Origin of the sequence: Yersinia sp. 2545 StPb PI (assembly GCF_052217125.1) — a bacterium.
Lineage (GTDB): Bacteria > Pseudomonadota > Gammaproteobacteria > Enterobacterales > Enterobacteriaceae > Yersinia > Yersinia enterocolitica_E.
Genome location: NZ_JAZGPY010000001.1, coordinates 3,154,203 through 3,172,998, shown reverse-complemented (window position 1 = coordinate 3,172,998; position 18,796 = coordinate 3,154,203). Strand labels below are relative to the sequence as shown.

Sequence of the window (18,796 nt, the reverse complement as noted above, 5' to 3'; positions counted from 1 at the left end):
GATTTCAGCTACTACGGCGGTGCTTTCGGGCTGACGCCAGCGTTGTGGTGTGGGACAATAGGGCAACACTCAGTTTAGATAAGATATGCATGGCGTTGTCCCCGGCAGTAAAAGAACAAATCAGTCAGTGGTATAAGGCTCTCCAGCAGCAGATCCCGGATTTTATCTCCCGGGCACCGCAGCGCCAGATGATCGCCGAAGTGGCGAAAACGCTGGCCGGTGGTGCTGGCCGTCATTTGGCTATTGAGGCGCCGACCGGTGTTGGCAAAACGCTGTCTTATCTGATCCCTGGCATTGCAGTCAGCCGAGCAGAAAGCAAACCATTGGTGGTGAGCACCGCTAATGTGGCTTTACAGGATCAGATTTACAGTAAAGACTTGCCGCTATTGAAGAAAATTATTCCCGACCTTAAATTTACCGGTGCTTTCGGGCGTGGGCGATATGTGTGTCCACGTAATCTGGCGGCTATGTGTACGGATGTTTCTGGCCAAGGGGATTTATCGCTGTTTCTCGGCGATGAATTGGCCCCCGCCAATGGTGAGGAACAAGCAACTTGTCTGACGCTGTCTAAGCTACTGAGCAGCCATGTCTGGGACGGGCTGCGTGACCATCATCAGTTGGCGCTTAGTGATAGCCTGTGGACTAAATTGAGTACCGATAAGGCGAATTGCCTTGGGCGTAACTGCCATTATTATCGTGAGTGTCCGTTCTTTATTGCGCGCAAAGAAATCGAAAGTGCCGATGTTGTGGTTGCCAACCATGCATTAGTGATGGCTGCATTGGAAACTGAATCGGTGCTACCCAATCCGAAAGAATTACTGTTGGTATTGGATGAAGGCCACCATTTGCCTGATGTAGCGCGCGATGCGCTAGAAATTGAAGGTGAGATCACCGCGTTCTTTGCCAATATGCAGTTGGATATGATTGTGCGGCTGGTGGATCAATGCATGGTGCAATATCGGCCTAAAAATCCGCCTGGTTTAGCGAATCCAGAGCGCTTGAAAGACCATTGCGAGCAGTTGCGCGAGCTGATGTTGAGTGTGGAACAACAAGTCAGTCAACTGCTTCCTGCCGATGCCAATCCGGCGGTGTACCGTTTTGAAATGGGTGAGTTACCGGGGAGTTTGACAGAAGATTGCGCCAAATTATTCAAACTGACCGATGCTTTGCGCGGTTTGGTCGAATTTGTACTGAACGATTTGAGTGAGCAAACCGGTAAGCACGATATTGTGCGTCTGCATCGCGCCATCCTGCAAATGAGCCGTACACTGGGTTATCTGGAGTCCATGAGCAAACTTTGGCGGCTTGCGGCAATGGAAAAAGCCTCGAATGCGCCGATATCCAAATGGGTAACCCGTGATTATCGCGAGAATCAAACGCACCTCTATTTCCACTGTGTTGGCATCCGTGTCAGTGACCAGCTAGATAAAATGTTATGGCGCAAAGTCCCCCATGTGATTGTGACTTCAGCGACATTACGTTCACTCAACAGCTTTGCCCGCTTGCAGGAGCTCAGTGGCCTGAGTGAGAAGGCCGGCGACCGGTTTGAAACACTATCATCCCCGTTTAACCATATTGAACAGGGGAAGTTGATTATTCCCAAAATGCGCTTTGAGCCAACTATGGCCCATGAAGCTGAACATCTGGCTGAAATGGCGCAATTTTTCCGTGCGCAGCAGGCCAGTGGGCGGCATAAAGGAATGTTGATTTTGTTCAGTAGTCATCGGGCGATGCAAACCTTTCTCAGCCATGTGACCGATCTGCGTTTGATGCTGCTGGTGCAGGGGGACCAACCCCGTTACCGACTGGTGGAAGAGCACCGTAAGCGGGTCAATAACGGTACTGCCAGTGTATTGATTGGTCTGCAATCATTTGCTGAAGGGTTGGATTTGAAAGGTGAATTGTTGACCCAGGTTCATATTCACAAAATTTCGTTCCCACCGATTGATAGTCCGGTGATTCTCACTGAAGGGGAGTGGCTGAAGTCGTTAAAACGTTATCCGTTTGAAGTGCAAAGTTTGCCAAGTGCCTCGTTTAATCTGATCCAACAGGTTGGTCGTTTGATTCGTAGTAATCAATGCCACGGTGAGATCGTTATTTACGATCGGCGTTTATTGACTAAGGGTTATGGTTCACGATTGTTGGCGGCACTACCGGTCTTCCCAATTGAACAACCGGAGATGCCGGCGGAGGTGATTATGCCGGCTGCGGTAATAAAAGCCCCGGCGAAGGCGGCGGTAAAAAGAGGGCGGCGGAAACGGACTGTTTTATAAGTATGTTTTCTTTATTCATTAAAACGATATGTTTTCGCGAAGACCAAAACACTCGGTATTCTGTTGAGATAAAAGGCCGGCATCACCGGCCTTAACCTTTAGTTAAACAGTCGGAGTACGTGATCTAGAATTAACGAAGACAATGTAAAGTCTGGATCGGCGAAAGTAACCCCCTGAGCGCCCAAATGAGAGAACAAAGGCAATGTTAGTGCTGGTAGCACGCATAAAAGCAGCCCGTTAATACCACTGGCGATAAGTGCTCCACGGAACCCCCCCGTCGCATTGCCAAAAATAGCGGCTGCACCGCCGGTAATAAAACTGGCCATAATGCCTGGTACGATAATGGGCAATCCAATAAATGGGAAGATAAGGATACAAACCAGCTCGACGGAAAAACTCATCAAAAATCCGATTAGTGTCGCATTAGGTGCTTTGGTAAATAGCACCATAACATCAACGGCAGGTACAGAGCTTGGTGCAAATACTCGCGCGAAGCCTTTAAACGCAGGGACGATTTCAGCGGTAAATAAATTAACTCCAGCCTTAGCTAAATAGAGTCCGCATGTAAAAATAGCCGACTGCTCCAAGATGAAGATAATCACATTTTTATCAGCAGCACCGGCCCCATAAACCAATTTCATTGCATCTGTAATCTGCGGTTGTGTCGCAAAAATACAAGATATCAATAACAAAATTAACATGGTTAATAGTGTGGCAATATTGGGTTCGCGCAGGAAATCAAACTTATTACTGATTTTAATGTTTTCAGTATCAGAGTTTTTATTACCGAACCATTTCCCCATGTAAGATCCTATTACGTAAGAGGAAATTGCGGCATGGGAAATAGCATACTCATTTGAACCAATGATTTCACGACTGAATCGGCTAAGAATATAGGGTGATACGGCCATATAAAAACCAATAATAATTGTGGCGATAATAACTATTGGATAATGGCTGTAGCCCAGTTGCATAAGCACGGCAGTCAATGCAAAAGCCATAAATAAAACAAGGTGTAATGATAAATAGATAAATTTGAACCGGGTAAATCTTGCCAACAGAATGTTGAGTATCATAGAAAATAGCAGAATAAGTGCTGCTGTTGCACCAATTTTATCAATTGTTGCCGCCATGATAGCTTCATTACTGGGTACGACACCGACAATATTAAATGCACTGGAAAATAGTGTGCTGAATGCCGTAAGTACCTTCATTAAAATACTGCCACCGACTTTTATCATCGTAAACCCGATAAAAGAGAGGAAAGTACCGGTAATTAAACGAGAAACAGATGCTTTTTGAAAGAGTAAACCTAAAAATGCCACAATGGCAATTATTACTGCTGGCGTTTTTACTAAACTAAGCAATATATCCAACTTACCACCTCACCCCGAAGATATGCATATCGTAAAATATGTTTTTATTAACATTTTTATGACAAATGATGTTGTCACAAATAAAGTATCCCTTTAATGCTAAAAGTTATTCGAGCTGCGCATCACACATTTAAAACATAATTCCATTTTATATGGAATGCTATTTTAATTTTGTTTTTATTGTGTTCTGAATTTGTTGTGAAAATGCATATAAATACAGTGAAAACTGTTTTCATCTGAAATCTTTTTCTATGCGTATAAATCCAATGACTAAGATTATATAAGCCGCTGGTGAGCTGACTCTAACAAGTCATGCCTGGCAGTACCTCCGGTGTAAATTGCTGGTTATTGGTTAGCGGCAACGTTAACTGTTATCGACATGTTTAGCAGGCAGGGGTAAAGCAGAATGAAACAGCTAATGGCAGAGTTTATTGGCACTTTCTGGCTGGTGTTAGGCGGGTGTGGTAGCGCAGTATTGGCTGCAATGTTCCCGGTGGCGGGTATTGGATTTTTGGGGGTGGCATTGGCGTTCGGGCTGACTGTCGTCACGATGGCGTATGCACTGGGGCATGTCTCAGGTGCGCATTTTAACCCAGCAGTGTCACTCGGTTTATGGGTGGGTGGGCGTTTCTCTGGCGCACAATTAGTGCCTTATATTGTAGCGCAAGTGCTGGGGGGGCTGGCCGGGGCCGCCATTTTGTATTTAATCGCCAGTGGCAAAGCCGGGTTTGATGTTAGTGCCGGGTTCGCCAGTAATGGTTTTGGTGTTCGCTCGCCGGGGGGATATAACTTACAAGCGGTACTGGTGGCTGAAGTGGTTCTTACCATGGGGTTTGTGATGGTTATCATGGGGGCGACCGATAAACCTTCTCATGCAATTGCAGCGCCGTTGGCTATTGGGCTATGTCTTACACTGATCCATTTAATCAGTATTCCAGTGGATAATACTTCGGTAAATCCTGCACGTAGTACCGCTGTGGCTATTTTTGCCGGTGGAATCGCATTGCAGCAGTTATGGGTATTCTGGCTGGCCCCGTTGGTAGGAGGAGCCTTAGGTGGCGCTATTTATCGGGTATTGTTTAGCCCACCGGAAGAGTTAAACAAACCACTGTAGTTTGCCTGTCACTGCCGCAAGTTGTTCTGGCAGTGGCGGGTTTCACCCGCTAGCCTACCATCAGTACGACTCATCTCTATTAGCCTAGCCGCGCAGTTCTAATTATTTCGGGTATCGATATCACTATTAGTGATAAAGTTTCAGCAATAAGTTACCTGATTTATGTGTAACCGCGACGGACAGGGGAAATGCCGCACCATGGATTACAGTAAAATTATTAAAGAGATTGGGCGCGGTAAGAATCATGCGCGTGATCTGGAAAAGCTTACCGCTTATGAACTGTATAAAGTCATGTTGGCAGGGCAGGTCCCTGAGTTGGAGCTAGGGGGGATCCTGATAGCCTTTCGTATTAAAGGTGAATCCGAACAGGAGATTCTGGGCTTTTATCAGGCGATGCAAGAACAGGTGATGCCACTACGCGCGCCAATGGATTATCCACTCCCCGTGGTGATCCCAAGTTATAATGGTGCACGCAAACAGGCTAATCTGACCCCGTTATTGGCATTATTACTTTCACGCCTAGGGTTACCGGTGGTGGTACACGGCGTGACTGAGGACAGCAGCCGGGTAACCAGTGCCGAGATTTTCCAGCAACTGAATATTCCGTGGTCACTTGATGCCGCTGAAGCCCAACAACGGCTTGATAGCGGGTTGCCGGTATTTATCCCTGTATCAGCATTATCGACTCAATTAGACCAACAATTACAGTTACGCTGGCGGATGGGGGTTAGAAATAGCAGTCACACATTGGCGAAACTGGCAACACCGTTTATTCACGATAATGCATTGCGTCTTGCCAGTGTTTCGCACCCAGAATATATGCAAAAAGTCGGCGGCTTCTTTCAGGCGATCGGCGCACCGGCACTGCTACAGCAAGGGACCGAAGGGGAGGTTTATGCTAACCCATCGCGTTGCCCACCAATTCATTACATCAATGGGGGGGAACAGCAAATTTTACTGGATCGCCAGTTAGAGCAGGGCGAACTGGTGTTACCCTCGTCGAAAGATGCCGCCATAACGGCCCGCTGGATTGAAGGTTGTTTGGCTGGTGAATGGCCTATTCCTGATGCTATCCAAAAACAGTTAGCATGTTGTCTGGTGGCAGTCGGGCGGGCTGATACCCTCGAGCATGCGCTGCAACAGATTGAGACTATGTGAGTTTTTGCGCGAGCAACGGGGTAAAGTGGTATCAGAGAGTGGCACTGAACTAAGCCCATTTATTCTGAGTAAATCGTGGTGATGACATCAAATGAAGTCGCCTACCGATAGGATTCGCTTTTATTTTGATGGCGATACCCACCACCCGTTCTGCGGCAATTTATGCTATCTTACGCGCCAGAAAATGCCGATCAGAGAGCCAGACGATGGAAAACAAAAAAATATTCCCCAAAGAAAAAAGCGGATTGCATCCCCGAAATCGTCATCGCTCACGCTATGATTTTGATGCTCTTTCAGTAAGTTGCCCGGAGTTAGTTCCTTTTCTGGCAGCTACCGCCTATGGTGATATTTCTATCGATTTTGCCGATCCTCTGGCGGTCAAAATGCTCAACCGGGCATTGCTGAAGCATTTCTACGGTATTGAATATTGGGATATTCCAGCTGACTTTTTATGCCCACCGATCCCAGGTCGTGCTGACTATGTGCACCATCTGGCCGATTTATTGGCCAGTTGTAATGACGGGGTTATCCCGCAGGGTAGAAATATTGCGCTGCTGGATATTGGCGTCGGTGCCAACTGTATTTATCCGATTATTGGTCAGCGGGAATACGGCTGGCGTTTTACCGGGACTGACATTGATCCGCAAGCACTCAGTGCGGCAAAAATGGTGGTGTCAATGAACCCGACGCTGAAAAACACCTTGCGACTTAAACAGCAAAAAGACTCACAAGCTATTTTCGACGGTATTCTGGCGGTGAATGAACGTTACGATGCCACACTATGTAATCCGCCGTTCCATGCCTCCGCAGAAGAGGCCGCAGCAACCACGCGTCGCAAGTTGCACAAACTGGGTAAAAGTGAAGTTGCCGCTAAACCAGTACAAAACTTTGGCGGGAAAAATAGCGAATTGTGGTGTGAAGGTGGAGAAGAAGGGTTCGTTAGTCGCATGGTGGCAGAGAGCGCAACTAAGGCGCAAAACTGTTTTTGGTTCACTTCATTGATCTCGAAGAAGACCACCTTACCGGCAATCTATCATGCCCTGCGCTATGCCAACGCCGTTGAGGTCCGCACCATTGATATGGCACAAGGGCAAAAAGTCAGCCGGTTTGTGGCATGGACGTTCCTGACGCCGGAGCAGCAGGCGGCGTGGAAAGTTGAACGTTGGTAATACCCTTCGTCCTTGACGCCGCAGGGGTGTTGGCTGCGCGCACTTACCCGAATCACTGACTTGAGTCAGCTCATCGGGGTGCGTTTACTGGCCGCCTACCTGCAACGTCAATGACTTTGGGTATGTCCTTCTTCGTCCTTGACGCCGCAGGGGTGTTGGCTGCGCGCACTTACCCGAATCACTGACTTGAGTCAGCTCATCGGGGTGCGTTTACTGGCCGCCTACCTGCAACGTCAATGACTTTGGGTATGTCCTTCTTCGTCCTTGACGCCGCAGGGGTGTTGGCTGCGCGCACTTACCCGAATCACTGACTTGAGTCAGCTCATCGGGGTGCGTTTACTGGCCGCCTACCTGCAACGTCAATGACTTTGGGTATGTCCTTCTTCGTCCTTGACGCCGCACGGGTGTTGGCTGCGCGCACTTACCCCAATCACTGACTTGAGTCTGTAATATCTATGGGCAATATTCAATTATAGGGATATTGCTCTATTTCCCACGGTTTTATTTCCCTCTCATTGCACTAACAGCAAACCCCCATATTTTCGTCTATGCTAATTAAGATAAATCTTAGTCAGGCGCTATAGCTGACAAATCTTGCTTATATTGTGATGATTTTTTCTTTTTGATTTTATTAACTCAGCTACCTCATCGTCCAGGGTGAAGAATAAAACTTACACCTGCCCTCTTTCACGGGGCAGGGGTTTTATTGTGCAAATAGGTTGATAGCCACATGACTTATTTGCTGCTTAATCATTCGCCATAAGGACTCAATTTATGTTGTTCAATTTCAGCTCATCTCAGGCATCCCCTCGTGCCGAACTGACATCGATTGATAGTGCTGTCCCGATGATTATTTTCAAGCCAGATGGTACGGTAAAACACGCTAATACATTATTTTTACAAGTAATGGGATACCAACAGGATGAGGTGGTCGGCAAACATCATAAACTGTTCTGTGACCCACAATATGTACTCACTGATGCCTACCGCCGCCACTGGCAACTGCTCAATGAAGGGCGACCGATTACCGATAATATTAAGCGTATCCGCAAGGATGGCAGCATTGTTTGGTTGCAGGGAACCTATACACCGGTACTCGATAGTAGTGGAAATGTGATTGAAATTATTAAGCTCGCCAGTGATGTGACCGAGCGTATTTTGCAATCTCAGGAACACCAGAGTTTGCTAAAAGCACTTAACCGTTCAATGGGGATGATCACTTTCACACCACAAGGCATTATTTTGGATGCCAACGAGAATCTGCTGAAGGTTATTGGTTATTCACTGGCAGATATTCAACATAAATCTCATCAGATACTCTGCACACCAGAATTTGCACATAGCGATGAATACTACCAGCACTGGCAGCGGTTAGCCCATGGTGAGTTTATTATTGGCCGTTTTGAGCGTCTTAATAGACATGGCAAACGGGTATGGCTGGAGGCCAGTTATAACCCGATTATGGATAACGAGGGACAAGTGATTAAAGTGGTGAAGATTGCTCAGGATATTACACAATTGATGTTGCAGCAGGAGCATGAGGAGAACCTGATCCGCGATGTGCACTATTTATCATTAACCACCGACCGTTCAGCGTCACAAGGGGCTGAGATTGTTCAACAGGCTGTTCGTGGTATGCAAGAGGTTGAGTCTATTGCACGCGAAACCTCTGATGTGGTCAGTGATTTGGGCCGCTGCTCACAAGAGATTGGTACCATGGTGGAAGCGATTCGTAAAATATCGTCTCAAACCAATCTATTAGCGATAAATGCCTCGATTGAAGCGGCTCATGCCGGTGAGCATGGCAAGGGTTTCTCGGTGGTGGCAAGTGAGGTCCGTTTATTGGCGGACCAGTCACGCAAGGCAGCGACTGAAATCGAGCAGATGACAAAGAGCATACAAAATGGGGTGATGGCGGCTATCAAGGGTATGGGGACTTGTGTCGAACAAGCGGGGGGCGGGGTGACGCTGACCCAAGATGCCGGTGAGGTTATTAATCAGGTCAATATTGGGATGCAGGATGTGGTGAAACTCATGACCGCATTTGCTCAGGTCAAGAATCAACAAGCGCCGGTATGATTGGCCTATCAGCATAAAAAAATCTGGCGGGGATCATCAAGATGCCCGCCAGAGGTATTTTAGGGTAATGTCAGCCTGCGCCTCAGGAAACGTGTTGGAGGAATTCCCGTAAACGTTCACTTGGCGGATTTGAGATAAGGCTATCCGGGTTGCCATCCTCAGCGACCCGACCTTTATCAATGAAGATAAGACGCGATGCCACTTTCTGGGCAAAACCCACTTCATGGGTGACGATGACCATGGTCATGCCTTCTTCGGCCAAGTCCTTCATTACCGTCAATACTTCGTGACGTAATTCTGGATCCAGTGCCGAGGTCGGCTCATCAAACAACATCAACTTGGGTTTTACCGCCAGCGCACGAGCGATAGCGACACGCTGCTGTTGGCCACCCGATAGCTCTGCGGGAAAATGATGTGCGCGTTCTGCCAATCCAACTTTGGTTAACAACTCCATAGCGAGTTTGTTGGCTGCTTCTTTAGAAGCACCACGAACGCGAATCGGACCAAAGGCGACGTTTTCCAAGGCCGTCAGGTGGGGGAACAGATAAAACTGTTGGAACACCATGCCAGCTTCCTGACGGATCAGGCGCTCATCGACTTTGGGGTCATTGACATTCAGACCATCGACAATCAACTCACCACTGGTGATAACTTCCAGCTTATTGATACAACGCAGCAGGGTGGACTTACCCGAGCCGGAAGGGCCAATAATAACCACCACTTCACCCTTGGTGATATTCAAATTGATGTCGTGAAGCACTTGGGTTTTACCAAAGTGTTTAGAGACGTTTTTGAATTCAATCATATTATTTTCAGCTTTCTTTCTAACCGGCGCAGAACGAAGCTCAGAGCCAAGGTGATAATCAGGTAGATCACCGCCACCGCACTCCATATCTCCATGGCGCGGAAGTTGCCGGCAATAATTTCCTGACCCTGACGAGTAAGTTCTGCTACGCCAATCACGATAAACAGTGAGGTGTCTTTAATACTGACGATCCACTGGTTACCGAGTGGTGGCAGCATACGGCGCAGAGCCAAAGGGGCTATTACGTAACGCAAGGTATCGCGTTTGGATAAGCCGAGAGCCAGACCGGCCTCGCGAAATCCATTGTGGATTGACAGCACCGCACCACGGGTAATTTCTGCGATGTAAGCCCCTGAGTTAATAATAATGGTCACAACGGCTGCTGAGAAAGGATCGATGCGCACCGGCATCATCATCGGCAACGCAAAGTAGATAAACATCACCTGCACCACAATCGGCGTGCCACGGATCAGTTCAATAAAGACTAATGCGATATTTCTGCTCAGCCAACCGCCATAAGCGCGGGCAAACCCTGCTATAACCCCAATAATCAGGCCGCCAAGCAACCCCAGGACCGAGATCCATAGGGTTAACTTGGCGCCTTCAAGCAGGATTGGGATGGCGGGCCAAATAGCGCTCCATTCAAACTGCATGGATATTCTCCTGGTCTAAAAACGGCAAAAATGAATTACTTAGGTTCTACGCCGAACCATTTTTTATAGATTGCAGCGTAAGTGCCGTCTTCTTTCAGAGATTTCAGAGCAACGTTAACTTTGTCACGCAGGTCACTGCCTTGTGGGAATGCAACACCATATTGCTGAGCTTTGATAGATTCACCCACCGCTTTGAACTGGCCATTGCCGGCAGTTTTGATGAAGTAAAGGATGTTTGGCGTGTCATGCAAAACGGCATCAGCGCGGCCAGTACCTAACTCCAAATAGGCGTTATCGATATTCGGGAATTGGCGCAGGTCTTTGGTTTTGATGTTGGCTTTAGCATAATCGACAGAACCGGTGCCGCTTTTTACTGCCAACACTTTACCTTTCAGATCAGCTTCGCCTTTGATGTCATTGTTGTCAGCTTTTACCATCACCAGCAGGCCGCTGTTGTAGTAGCCATCAGAGAAATCAACGGCTTTTTTACGTTCGTCGGTAATAGTGATACCGGCTAGTGCCAGATCCACGTTCTTGGTTTGCAGTGCTGGAATGATACCGCTGAAATCCATTGGTTTCAGGGTGTATTTCAAATCCAGTTTCTTCGCGATGGCATCCCACAAGTCGATATCAAAACCGACATATTTATCCCCTTGTTTGAATTCAAAAGGGACGAACGCGGTGTCGGTAGCAACGATCAATTCTTTTTCTGCGGCGTGAGAACTAACAGCAAAGGCCAGCGTAAGTGCGACCAATGAAACTTTGACAAGTGACTTCATAAGTGGGAGTTCCTTTGTACTTTTGTGGATGGAGATCCGTTTTTTATATTTCAGATAGCAATATGAAAAGATCGTGCCAGAAATGCAAGTTATTTAAAAATAACGAAATTATTCTAAGTGATTAGCATGCAATTACTTAGCTGACATTGTTTGCACCATCATGACTCACCAAAATAGTGCGTTAATATCATTTTGGTGCAACTAATCCATTATTTACTTATTATTAACTAGTTCGTTAATAATGTACAATCGATAATCAACATCAATGTAACAATATTGTTAACTATCTCCGATTTTTGTTCGATAATGGTGCAATAAGGGGGATGAAGGGGAGGGATTGCTATCTGAGTTGGCTATCTTTACTGCCACGGCGGTTATATCCGGCATGGCTGGCCTGATGCTTGTCTAATTGATTCTGGCAGTTCAGGCAATATTTTACCCCCGCCAGAACTTTACGCCGTGCTTCTGGAATGGCTTGACCACATTCAAGGCAATATAGCTCACTTTCACCACTGCCAAGCGCCTGTCTTGCGCGTTGTACCGCATCTTCAACGGTGGAGTCAATTTGATCTTGTACTGCGCCGTCGCCGGCCCATCCACTTGCCATATGACCTCCGTGCGTAGGGCCGGATAACCGGCCCTGTACCCATCTTCGTTAAAATTGCAGGTGTATTGGCTATTCTCATTACCCGGTCTATCTTCCTGCCATTTTACGATCTATTGGGTATCATACTGAGGATTACTCAATATTTGACTCGATAAACCACAGGAATTTATCCAGATCACGTGATGCGGCAGTAAACATATCAGCACTGTCTTCATCTTCTACTTCTGAAATTGCCTTACGAATATCATTAGCAACCACGGCGTAGCGGTCTGCCAGCGCTTTAAGATGTTCTTGCACGCTATGGATATTGGTTGGGTAACTTTTCAGCGGTGTTTTATCATTAATGACTTGTGTGGTTCCGAGCGCGACACCACCGAGTTGTACGGCTCGTTCTGCGAAGGTATCTAGGTGATCAGTGAGGGCTGTGCGGAAGCCATCCAGCATTTCATGCACCGCGATAAAGTTGGCACCGCGCATATTCCAGTGAGCCTGTTTGGTCATCAGCGACAGATCAATAAACTGAATAACCATACGGTTTAATACTTTCACTGTGTCAACTTTGACATGTTCTTCAACATCGTTGCGGGTGTAGAGCAGTTCGGAAGATTTTGTTTTTACCAGTTTTGCTGTACTCATAATAGGTATCCCTTTATTGAGTTGATTACCAATTTCTTCACCGCAATAAGTATAACAAAGATATTTAAGTTTGTAGGGTAGATTCGGCCTATCAATTAAATAGTTGATAGTGGTGTTTATTTGTAAATGTAATTTATTGTTTCTTTTTAATAATATTATCATCGCGGTTTTTATGGCTAATTGAAAATAACTATTGCTGTGATTTGTATGGTTTTTATGAGACCAATATCCATTTGGATGCTTTCAATAATATTTAATGCCACGGATGAGGCGAAGGTGTTATTAATTAATAGCTTGGCGAACATGAGTAATATATATAATGCGATGAATAGTTCCATACCGGAACGAATCAGCAGGTATGCCAGTCAATAAATTCAACCAGCATACCCGGTATGACTACTGAGCGTGGGCAACAATAAACAAGCGGGGGAATGCCAACAAACGGCGACCATCGGCCTGTTGCGGATAGGCCACATCAATGATTGCCAGATAGTCTTGCAAAAAATCCAATCGCATTGCTTCAGAGAGCGGTTCAAGAAAAGGCCGTAAACCTGTGGCTCGCAGCCAATCGACGATGGCTTGCGCTGAAGGCATCGGGTGGTAATAGGTAGTGCGCCAAATATCTATCCGCTCTGCATTGGGGGCCAGTAAGTCATAATACTGATTGGCTGACAGAACCTTCGCCCGTATTGCCCCCGCCTCTTGTAGTGTTTGCTGCCATGGACCGTTTTCTGCAACTTCACGCATAGCTCGATGGCTGGGCTCCTCCAGATTATCTGGCATCTGGATCGCAAGTATGCCGTGGGTAGCCAATTTGGAGAACAAATAGGGAAAGAGTTGCTGATGATCGGTTAGCCATTGTAACGATGCGTTAGCATAAATAAGATCTTGTGGCTCAGCGGGTTGCCACTGGCGAATATCCGCTTCAAGAAATGCACATGCCGGCAGGCGCTGTTGCGCACTGGCCAACATCGCCACCGAGTTATCAATCCCAACCAGCTGCGCCTGCGGAAAACGCTGGTGCAGCAATTGGGTAGAGTTGCCTGGCCCACAACCTAAATCGCTGATGCGCTGTGGCTGGGTAGTGCTGATATGTGCGAGCAAATCACCGGCAGGGCGGGTACGTTCTGCTTCAAATTGGCGGTATAAATCAGGATCCCAGTCTTGCATGGATAACCTCCGGTAGAAAAAGATCAGTAATGCGGATAAGTGATAGCCGCTGACGCGTGCATATTTATCTATTATAGATTCTGCAATGGCCCGCTAAACAGCACCGCACCGGTTGGCTGGCCAGTGGGCGAGCCGCCGTGAGGCTCCAGACTGATTGCTAATAACGAATTCGCCATTAACTGGTTTTCAGTCAGAGTCAGTTGTGTTGGCCCATGGGTATTGAGTAACCCCAGTGAGTGTGGTTTTTCACCCGCCGGAATACTCCATAATTCAAGGCTATTACGCTCACTGACTACCACGGGGTTAAGGGGAGTTAATGTCAGGCTACGAGTCGATTTCTCCAGACTGACCACCCATTGACCACTTTGCTGACTATTGGAGAGCACGGCCACCGGGACGGATGTTGGTGGCTCTACCAATAAACGTGGGATCACCAGGACTGCGGCCAGTGCGGCGGCGACAGCCCACCCCAAATAAGACCAACGATTACGTTTGATATGGCGCAGGTTGATTGGTGGTAACTCTAACTCCAGCCGCTTCCATACGCGTTCAGGAGGCTCCAGCGGGGCCAATTGATTATCCAGTTGGGTAAACAGACGCTGCCAACTGGCAACATCTGCCGCCAACTGTGGGTCACGACGGAATCGGCGTTCAAAATGCAGCCGGGCAAGTCCGCGCAGGGTTCCCAGCGCATATTCAGCGGCCAATGCTGAGTCATATTCGCGTCTGTTTTTCATAAGCCTACGCAGCCCTTCAAGTGATCGAGTGCACGACGTATCCAGCTTTTTATCGTACCAAGTGGTTGTTGTAGATGAGTAGAGATCTCCCCATGAGAAAGCCCCTGATAATAAGCCAACATAATACTTTGTCGTTGCTCAACCGGCAGATGTGCCAAACAGTCTGCCAATTGTTTAGCTTCACTGTCTTGCTGCAATTGAGCCAGAGGCGTCAGTGTGTCATCGGTCAAATAATCGGTTTGGTCATCGTTCAACGTTTGCAGACGATTATCACTGCCGCGCATCAAATCGATGGCCCGATTACGCACAATATGGGTCAACCAGGTTAATGGGGCACTGAGTTGCGCATTGTAATTATCGGCCCGATGCCAGACGGTGAGGAAACAGTCGTGCAAAACCTCCTCTGCCCGAGCAGGGTTGCGCAGCATTCTTAAGGCGACCGCGAATAGTCTGGGGGAAGTGAGCCGGTATAGTTTTTCAAACGCGGACTGATCACCTTGAGCAATGGCATCGATCAGCCCGATTTGTTGTTCCAGTGAGTATTCATTCATGCGCCAATCCCTAAAAAAGCCGTCAGGTGCAGTGAGACACTGCACCCAGTATAGACGGGTTTTATTTAGGCATCAGAACAGTATCAATCACATCGATCACGCCATTTTTCTGTTGTACATCATAGGTGCTGATATTGGCGATGTTCCCTTTTCCATCTTTAAGCTGAATGTTATGTGGCCCGTTGTTCATAATCCATAGTGATTGGCCATTGACAGTTTTCAGCTCGGCAGTACCCCCTCCGGCTTTAATTTTACTTTCTAACTGTTTCATATCGTAGTTCCCGGCCACCACGTGATAGGTCAAGATTTGGGTGAGCATGGCTTTATTTTCTGGTTTGACCAGACTTTCAACTGTACCGGCGGGCAATTTTGCAAACGCGGCATTGGTGGGCGCGAACAGGGTAAATGGCCCAGGGCCTTGCAGGGTATCAACCAACCCCGCAGCTTTAACCGCAGCGACTAAGGTCGTGTGATCTTTTGAGTTAACCGCATTCTCGATAATATTTTTACTCGGCAACATCGAAGCACCACCTACCATAACAGTTTCGGACATCATGGCGGCCATAGAGACAGTACTGAACAGTAAGGAAGCACAGATAGCAGAACGAAGAAGCGTTTTCATAATGTATTCCTTTTAGGACGGTTGAGGTGAAGTCTTGCCTCACATCTACCTATACGAATCAGCCTGGTGTTTTGGATGCAAAAAAAAGGAAAATAATTAATAAAAAACGCCAACCCGTGCAGTGCTGGGCTGGCGTTTGATAAATAACAATAGGATAGAAGGTGAGAGGGCTGAACTAGCCCTGATGCGCGCAGCACCCTTCAGGCAATTTGATCCAGTTGTGGCTTGGGTTTGATAGTCAGTGTGGCCCCGATAGAGGCACTGATAATTGATGCCAGAGCCAACCATTGAACCCATGTCAGATGTTCATTTAAGAATACCAACCCTGAAATGGCCGCCAGTGCTGGCTCCAGACTCATTAACGTGCCAAATGTGCGCGTAGGGAGCCGGGTCAGTGCGACCATTTCTAGTGAGTAGGGTAATGCCGTCGACAAAATAGCGACAGCCAGAGCAACGGGGAGAATGGCGGGATCGAACAGGGCAAGGCCGTTATATGCTACGCCAATTGGGCAAAATACCAGTGCTGCGATCAGAGAACCTACCGCGACAGTCCCAGGACCGTGATCACCGCCGGCTTTCTGCCCTGAAATAATATACAGCGCCCAACAGGCTCCAGCACCCAAGGCACAAGCCGCGCCAAATAAATCAATGGTACCAATGTTATGTCCCAGCGGTAATAAGAACCATAGCCCCAGAACGGCCAACCCTACCCAGATAAAGTCCACCGGGCGGCGAGAAGAGAACATGGCAACCGCCAACGGGCCGGTGAACTCCAATGCGACGGCAATACCCAATGGCACCGTTTTTAGTGACAGGTAAAACAAAAAGTTCATTCCACCTAATGTCACACCATAAATAAGCAGGGGTAAGCGGCTGCCTGAGGTGAATCGCATTCGCCAAGGTTTAAAGATGACAAACAAAATAAGTGTGCCGATACCGAGCCGCAGCGAGGTTATTCCTTGCGCGCCAACCAGTGGGAACAAACTTTTCGCCAACGATGCACCACTCTGGATGGAGATCATGGCAATCACCAGTAACAGAATAGGGACTAAGGGAAGTGAATGTTTGGATGAAGGAGACAAAGACATCCTGTTAAGCCTCAAAGAAAATTATTAGGTAGCTATTTTTGCCAGTGTAAATGAAATGTCAGCCAAGTGTTTGAAAATCACCAAAGGAGCGAAAAAAGAAACGGAAAGCAGTGAAAGAAATAATAAATTTTCAGCATTGCGGTTTTTTAACGCTATTTCTGCTGGTTATTTAAGCGCTAAAACTAAGAATAGTCTGGAATGGCTTTTGGTGATGGGAGTCACAAAAAGGTGTAGAATGGCGGAAATTCGTAAGCGTATTAGTAAGATGGAAGATTCTTGAAACCCTTTGTTACACCAAATAAATGATTAGACAATCATATGTAGGCAGAGTTTCCTACTATTTATTGTTATAATTTCATGGTGTTTTTGTTTCATCTAAAAATTTGCGTCTTTCGAGGTGGTTATGAATAAAATTGCATGTCTTTCAGCAGTAGCAGCTTGTGTATTAGCAGTGACCGCAGGTTCAGCCTTTGCCGGTCAAAGCACCGTTTCTGGTGGTTATGCCCAGAGCGATTATCAAGGTGTTGCTAACAAATCTTCAGGTTTCAACCTGAAATACCGTTACGAGTGGAGTGATTCTCAACTGGGTTACATCACCTCTTTCACTCACACTGAAAAAAGCAGCTTCGGTGACAGCTCGTCGGTATACAACAAAGCACAATACAATGCTATCACCGGTGGTCCAGCTTACCGTATCAACGATTGGGCTAGCGTTTATGGCCTGGTAGGTGTGGGTTACGGTCGTTTCAGCCAGAACTACCCAACTTCTGCTAGCGATAAAAGCAGCACCAGCGATTACGGCTTTACTTACGGCGCAGGTATGCAGTTCAACCCAATGCAAAATGTTGCCCTGGACGTTTCTTACGAACAGAGCCGCATCCGCAACGTTGATGTCGGTACTTGGGTTGCTGGCGTAGGTTACACTTTCTAAGCGACTGCTTAGAATAGTTAGCACTCATCTTTCACGGTGTTATGCTGTGTCTGATAAAAATCCGCTTTCGGGCGGATTTTTTTCGCCTGTCATATGATGCAGATGTGAGGCTGGCGTGTGATAACTATTTAACCGCATTTACGGCATCGACAATCAGCGCGATTATCTGCTGTGGATGAGAGAGTATCGAGGCGTGGCTGGAGGGTAACTCAATCACCTTTTGGGCCTGAATTCGAGCAGCAAAACCGCGTTGTGTTTCGACCGGCAGCATTCTGTCTTCCGTTGAAACCTGATACCAGCAAGGTTTGACCCGCCAGGCAGGCTGAGCAGACTTATCAGTAAAAGCGCGAGTTGCTAAGGGTTTTTGCACCATAGACATCACCAGTGCTTCATTCTCATCAATGTCCTGACACATATTTTCGTGGAACTGGTCAGTGTCAATCCATAGAAATCCATTATCATCCGGGCGAATATAAGCGGCGCCAACAGGCGGTTCACGCAGTGCAAAAGTACTGGATAAGCTCTCTCCCGCATCGGGGGCAAAAGCGGCGAGATAGACCATACCGACCACATTTTGCAGATGCCCGACTTGTGTAATGACCATGCCACCATAAGAGTGGCCCACTAATAGGGTAGGGCCATATAAGGCGGTAGTTAGCTTAATGGTCCGCTCCACGTCATCTGCTAACGATGTCAGCGGATTTTGTATTGCAATGACCCGGTGCCCCATGGTGTGCAGGGCTGGGATAATATAGCGCCACTGTGAGCCATCAGCCCATGCGCCATGGACCAATACAATATTAAGTTTTGTCGCCATATTTCCTCCTGAACGGGTATTAGTCCAAGCGGTGCATAATATCGTTATGCAGAAATAGCATTCTTGACGAATAACAACTTCTACTCATTTACCTGCATTAATGAAAAATCTTGTTTATAGCCAGATGTTATTAAAATTAAACAAATCTGTTATTAGGTTTAAAGTATAAAGCGCTGAGCGCTGATGGCTTTAGGATAAGGATGAAAATGAAGTACCGAATAATCCATTTGG

19 protein-coding genes are annotated in these 18,796 nt (G+C 47.2%); 7 read left to right on the top strand and 12 right to left on the bottom strand.

The annotated features are described in order from the left end of the window. Positions 1–89 precede the first annotated feature (89 nt). A complete protein-coding gene (gene dinG / locus V1955_RS14800) occupies positions 90–2,273 on the top strand; it encodes an ATP-dependent DNA helicase DinG (protein WP_442821094.1) in 2,184 nt (727 codons plus the stop codon). A gap of 98 nt (positions 2,274–2,371) precedes the next feature. Here the strand turns inward: dinG and V1955_RS14795 are convergent, their stop codons facing one another. Further along, positions 2,372–3,649, bottom strand: a complete 1,278-nt coding sequence (locus V1955_RS14795) for a PTS ascorbate transporter subunit IIC (protein ID WP_442821093.1) — start codon at positions 3,647–3,649, stop codon at positions 2,372–2,374. Positions 3,650–4,055: 406 nt separating this feature from the next. On the opposite strand from V1955_RS14795, the gene aqpZ reads away from it, so the two are divergent. From aqpZ to V1955_RS14775, 4 genes are all read left to right on the top strand, one after another. Next, positions 4,056–4,763: an aquaporin Z gene (aqpZ, locus tag V1955_RS14790; protein WP_083159448.1), complete on the top strand. Its 708-nt coding sequence runs from the start codon at positions 4,056–4,058 to the stop codon at positions 4,761–4,763. A gap of 198 nt (positions 4,764–4,961) precedes the next feature. Beyond that, positions 4,962–5,921 carry a DNA-binding protein YbiB gene (ybiB, locus tag V1955_RS14785; RefSeq protein ID WP_083159446.1) on the top strand — a complete coding sequence of 320 codons (960 nt, stop codon included), beginning with the start codon at positions 4,962–4,964 and terminating at the stop codon, positions 5,919–5,921. Between the two features lie 206 nt (positions 5,922–6,127). Beyond that, positions 6,128–7,090 carry a 23S rRNA (adenine(1618)-N(6))-methyltransferase RlmF gene (rlmF, locus tag V1955_RS14780; protein WP_083163791.1) on the top strand — a complete coding sequence of 321 codons (963 nt, stop codon included), beginning with the start codon at positions 6,128–6,130 and terminating at the stop codon, positions 7,088–7,090. Positions 7,091–7,864: 774 nt separating this feature from the next. Next, positions 7,865–9,169, top strand: coding sequence for a methyl-accepting chemotaxis protein (locus V1955_RS14775; RefSeq protein ID WP_372568889.1), 1,305 nt, complete (start codon positions 7,865–7,867; stop codon positions 9,167–9,169). 82 nt (positions 9,170–9,251) lie between these two features. On the opposite strand, the gene glnQ is transcribed toward V1955_RS14775, so the two are convergent. From glnQ to rhtA, 10 genes are all read right to left on the bottom strand, one after another. Beyond that, positions 9,252–9,974 carry a glutamine ABC transporter ATP-binding protein GlnQ gene (gene glnQ, locus V1955_RS14770; protein ID WP_083159444.1) on the bottom strand — a complete coding sequence of 241 codons (723 nt, stop codon included), beginning with the start codon at positions 9,972–9,974 and terminating at the stop codon, positions 9,252–9,254. Next, the gene (gene glnP, locus V1955_RS14765) at positions 9,971–10,627 is read right to left on the bottom strand and encodes a glutamine ABC transporter permease GlnP (RefSeq protein WP_004709093.1); all 657 of its coding nucleotides are present in this window, start codon (positions 10,625–10,627) and stop codon (positions 9,971–9,973) included. The genes glnQ and glnP overlap by 4 nt, the downstream gene beginning before the upstream one ends. Before the next feature lie 35 nt (positions 10,628–10,662). After that, entirely contained in the window at positions 10,663–11,406 is a 744-nt protein-coding gene (gene glnH, locus V1955_RS14760) for a glutamine ABC transporter substrate-binding protein GlnH (protein WP_083159442.1), read from the bottom strand. A gap of 340 nt (positions 11,407–11,746) precedes the next feature. Continuing rightward, positions 11,747–12,013, bottom strand: coding sequence for a DksA/TraR family C4-type zinc finger protein (locus V1955_RS14755; RefSeq protein ID WP_083159440.1), 267 nt, complete (start codon positions 12,011–12,013; stop codon positions 11,747–11,749). A gap of 132 nt (positions 12,014–12,145) precedes the next feature. Next, entirely contained in the window at positions 12,146–12,649 is a 504-nt protein-coding gene (dps, locus tag V1955_RS14750) for a DNA starvation/stationary phase protection protein Dps (RefSeq protein WP_083159438.1), read from the bottom strand. Positions 12,650–13,045: 396 nt separating this feature from the next. Beyond that, positions 13,046–13,819 (bottom strand): trans-aconitate 2-methyltransferase, encoded by a 774-nt coding sequence (gene tam / locus V1955_RS14745; protein WP_372568890.1) that lies wholly within the window; start codon positions 13,817–13,819, stop codon positions 13,046–13,048. A 71-nt stretch (positions 13,820–13,890) separates the two neighbouring features. Continuing rightward, positions 13,891–14,556 (bottom strand): anti-sigma factor, encoded by a 666-nt coding sequence (locus tag V1955_RS14740; RefSeq protein ID WP_083159434.1) that lies wholly within the window; start codon positions 14,554–14,556, stop codon positions 13,891–13,893. Continuing rightward, positions 14,553–15,107, bottom strand: a complete 555-nt coding sequence (locus tag V1955_RS14735) for a sigma-70 family RNA polymerase sigma factor (protein WP_083159432.1) — start codon at positions 15,105–15,107, stop codon at positions 14,553–14,555. Before V1955_RS14735 ends, V1955_RS14740 begins: the two co-directional genes overlap by 4 nt. Positions 15,108–15,168: 61 nt before the next feature. Further along, positions 15,169–15,729, bottom strand: a complete 561-nt coding sequence (locus tag V1955_RS14730; RefSeq protein WP_083159430.1) for a fasciclin domain-containing protein — start codon at positions 15,727–15,729, stop codon at positions 15,169–15,171. A 200-nt stretch (positions 15,730–15,929) separates the two neighbouring features. Beyond that, positions 15,930–16,817, bottom strand: coding sequence for a threonine/homoserine exporter RhtA (rhtA, locus tag V1955_RS14725; protein WP_083159428.1), 888 nt, complete (start codon positions 16,815–16,817; stop codon positions 15,930–15,932). 70 nt (positions 16,818–16,887) lie between these two features. Between rhtA and V1955_RS14720 the strand changes: the two genes are divergently transcribed. Together V1955_RS14720 and ompX are read left to right on the top strand one after the other, a co-directional pair. After that, entirely contained in the window at positions 16,888–17,097 is a 210-nt protein-coding gene (locus V1955_RS14720; RefSeq protein WP_227746547.1) for a hypothetical protein, read from the top strand. Between the two features lie 123 nt (positions 17,098–17,220). After that, entirely contained in the window at positions 17,221–17,748 is a 528-nt protein-coding gene (ompX, locus tag V1955_RS14715; protein ID WP_083159423.1) for an outer membrane protein OmpX, read from the top strand. 124 nt (positions 17,749–17,872) lie between these two features. On the opposite strand, the gene V1955_RS14710 is transcribed toward ompX, so the two are convergent. Beyond that, the gene (locus tag V1955_RS14710; RefSeq protein ID WP_372568891.1) at positions 17,873–18,565 is read right to left on the bottom strand and encodes an alpha/beta fold hydrolase; all 693 of its coding nucleotides are present in this window, start codon (positions 18,563–18,565) and stop codon (positions 17,873–17,875) included. Positions 18,566–18,796 lie beyond the last annotated feature (231 nt).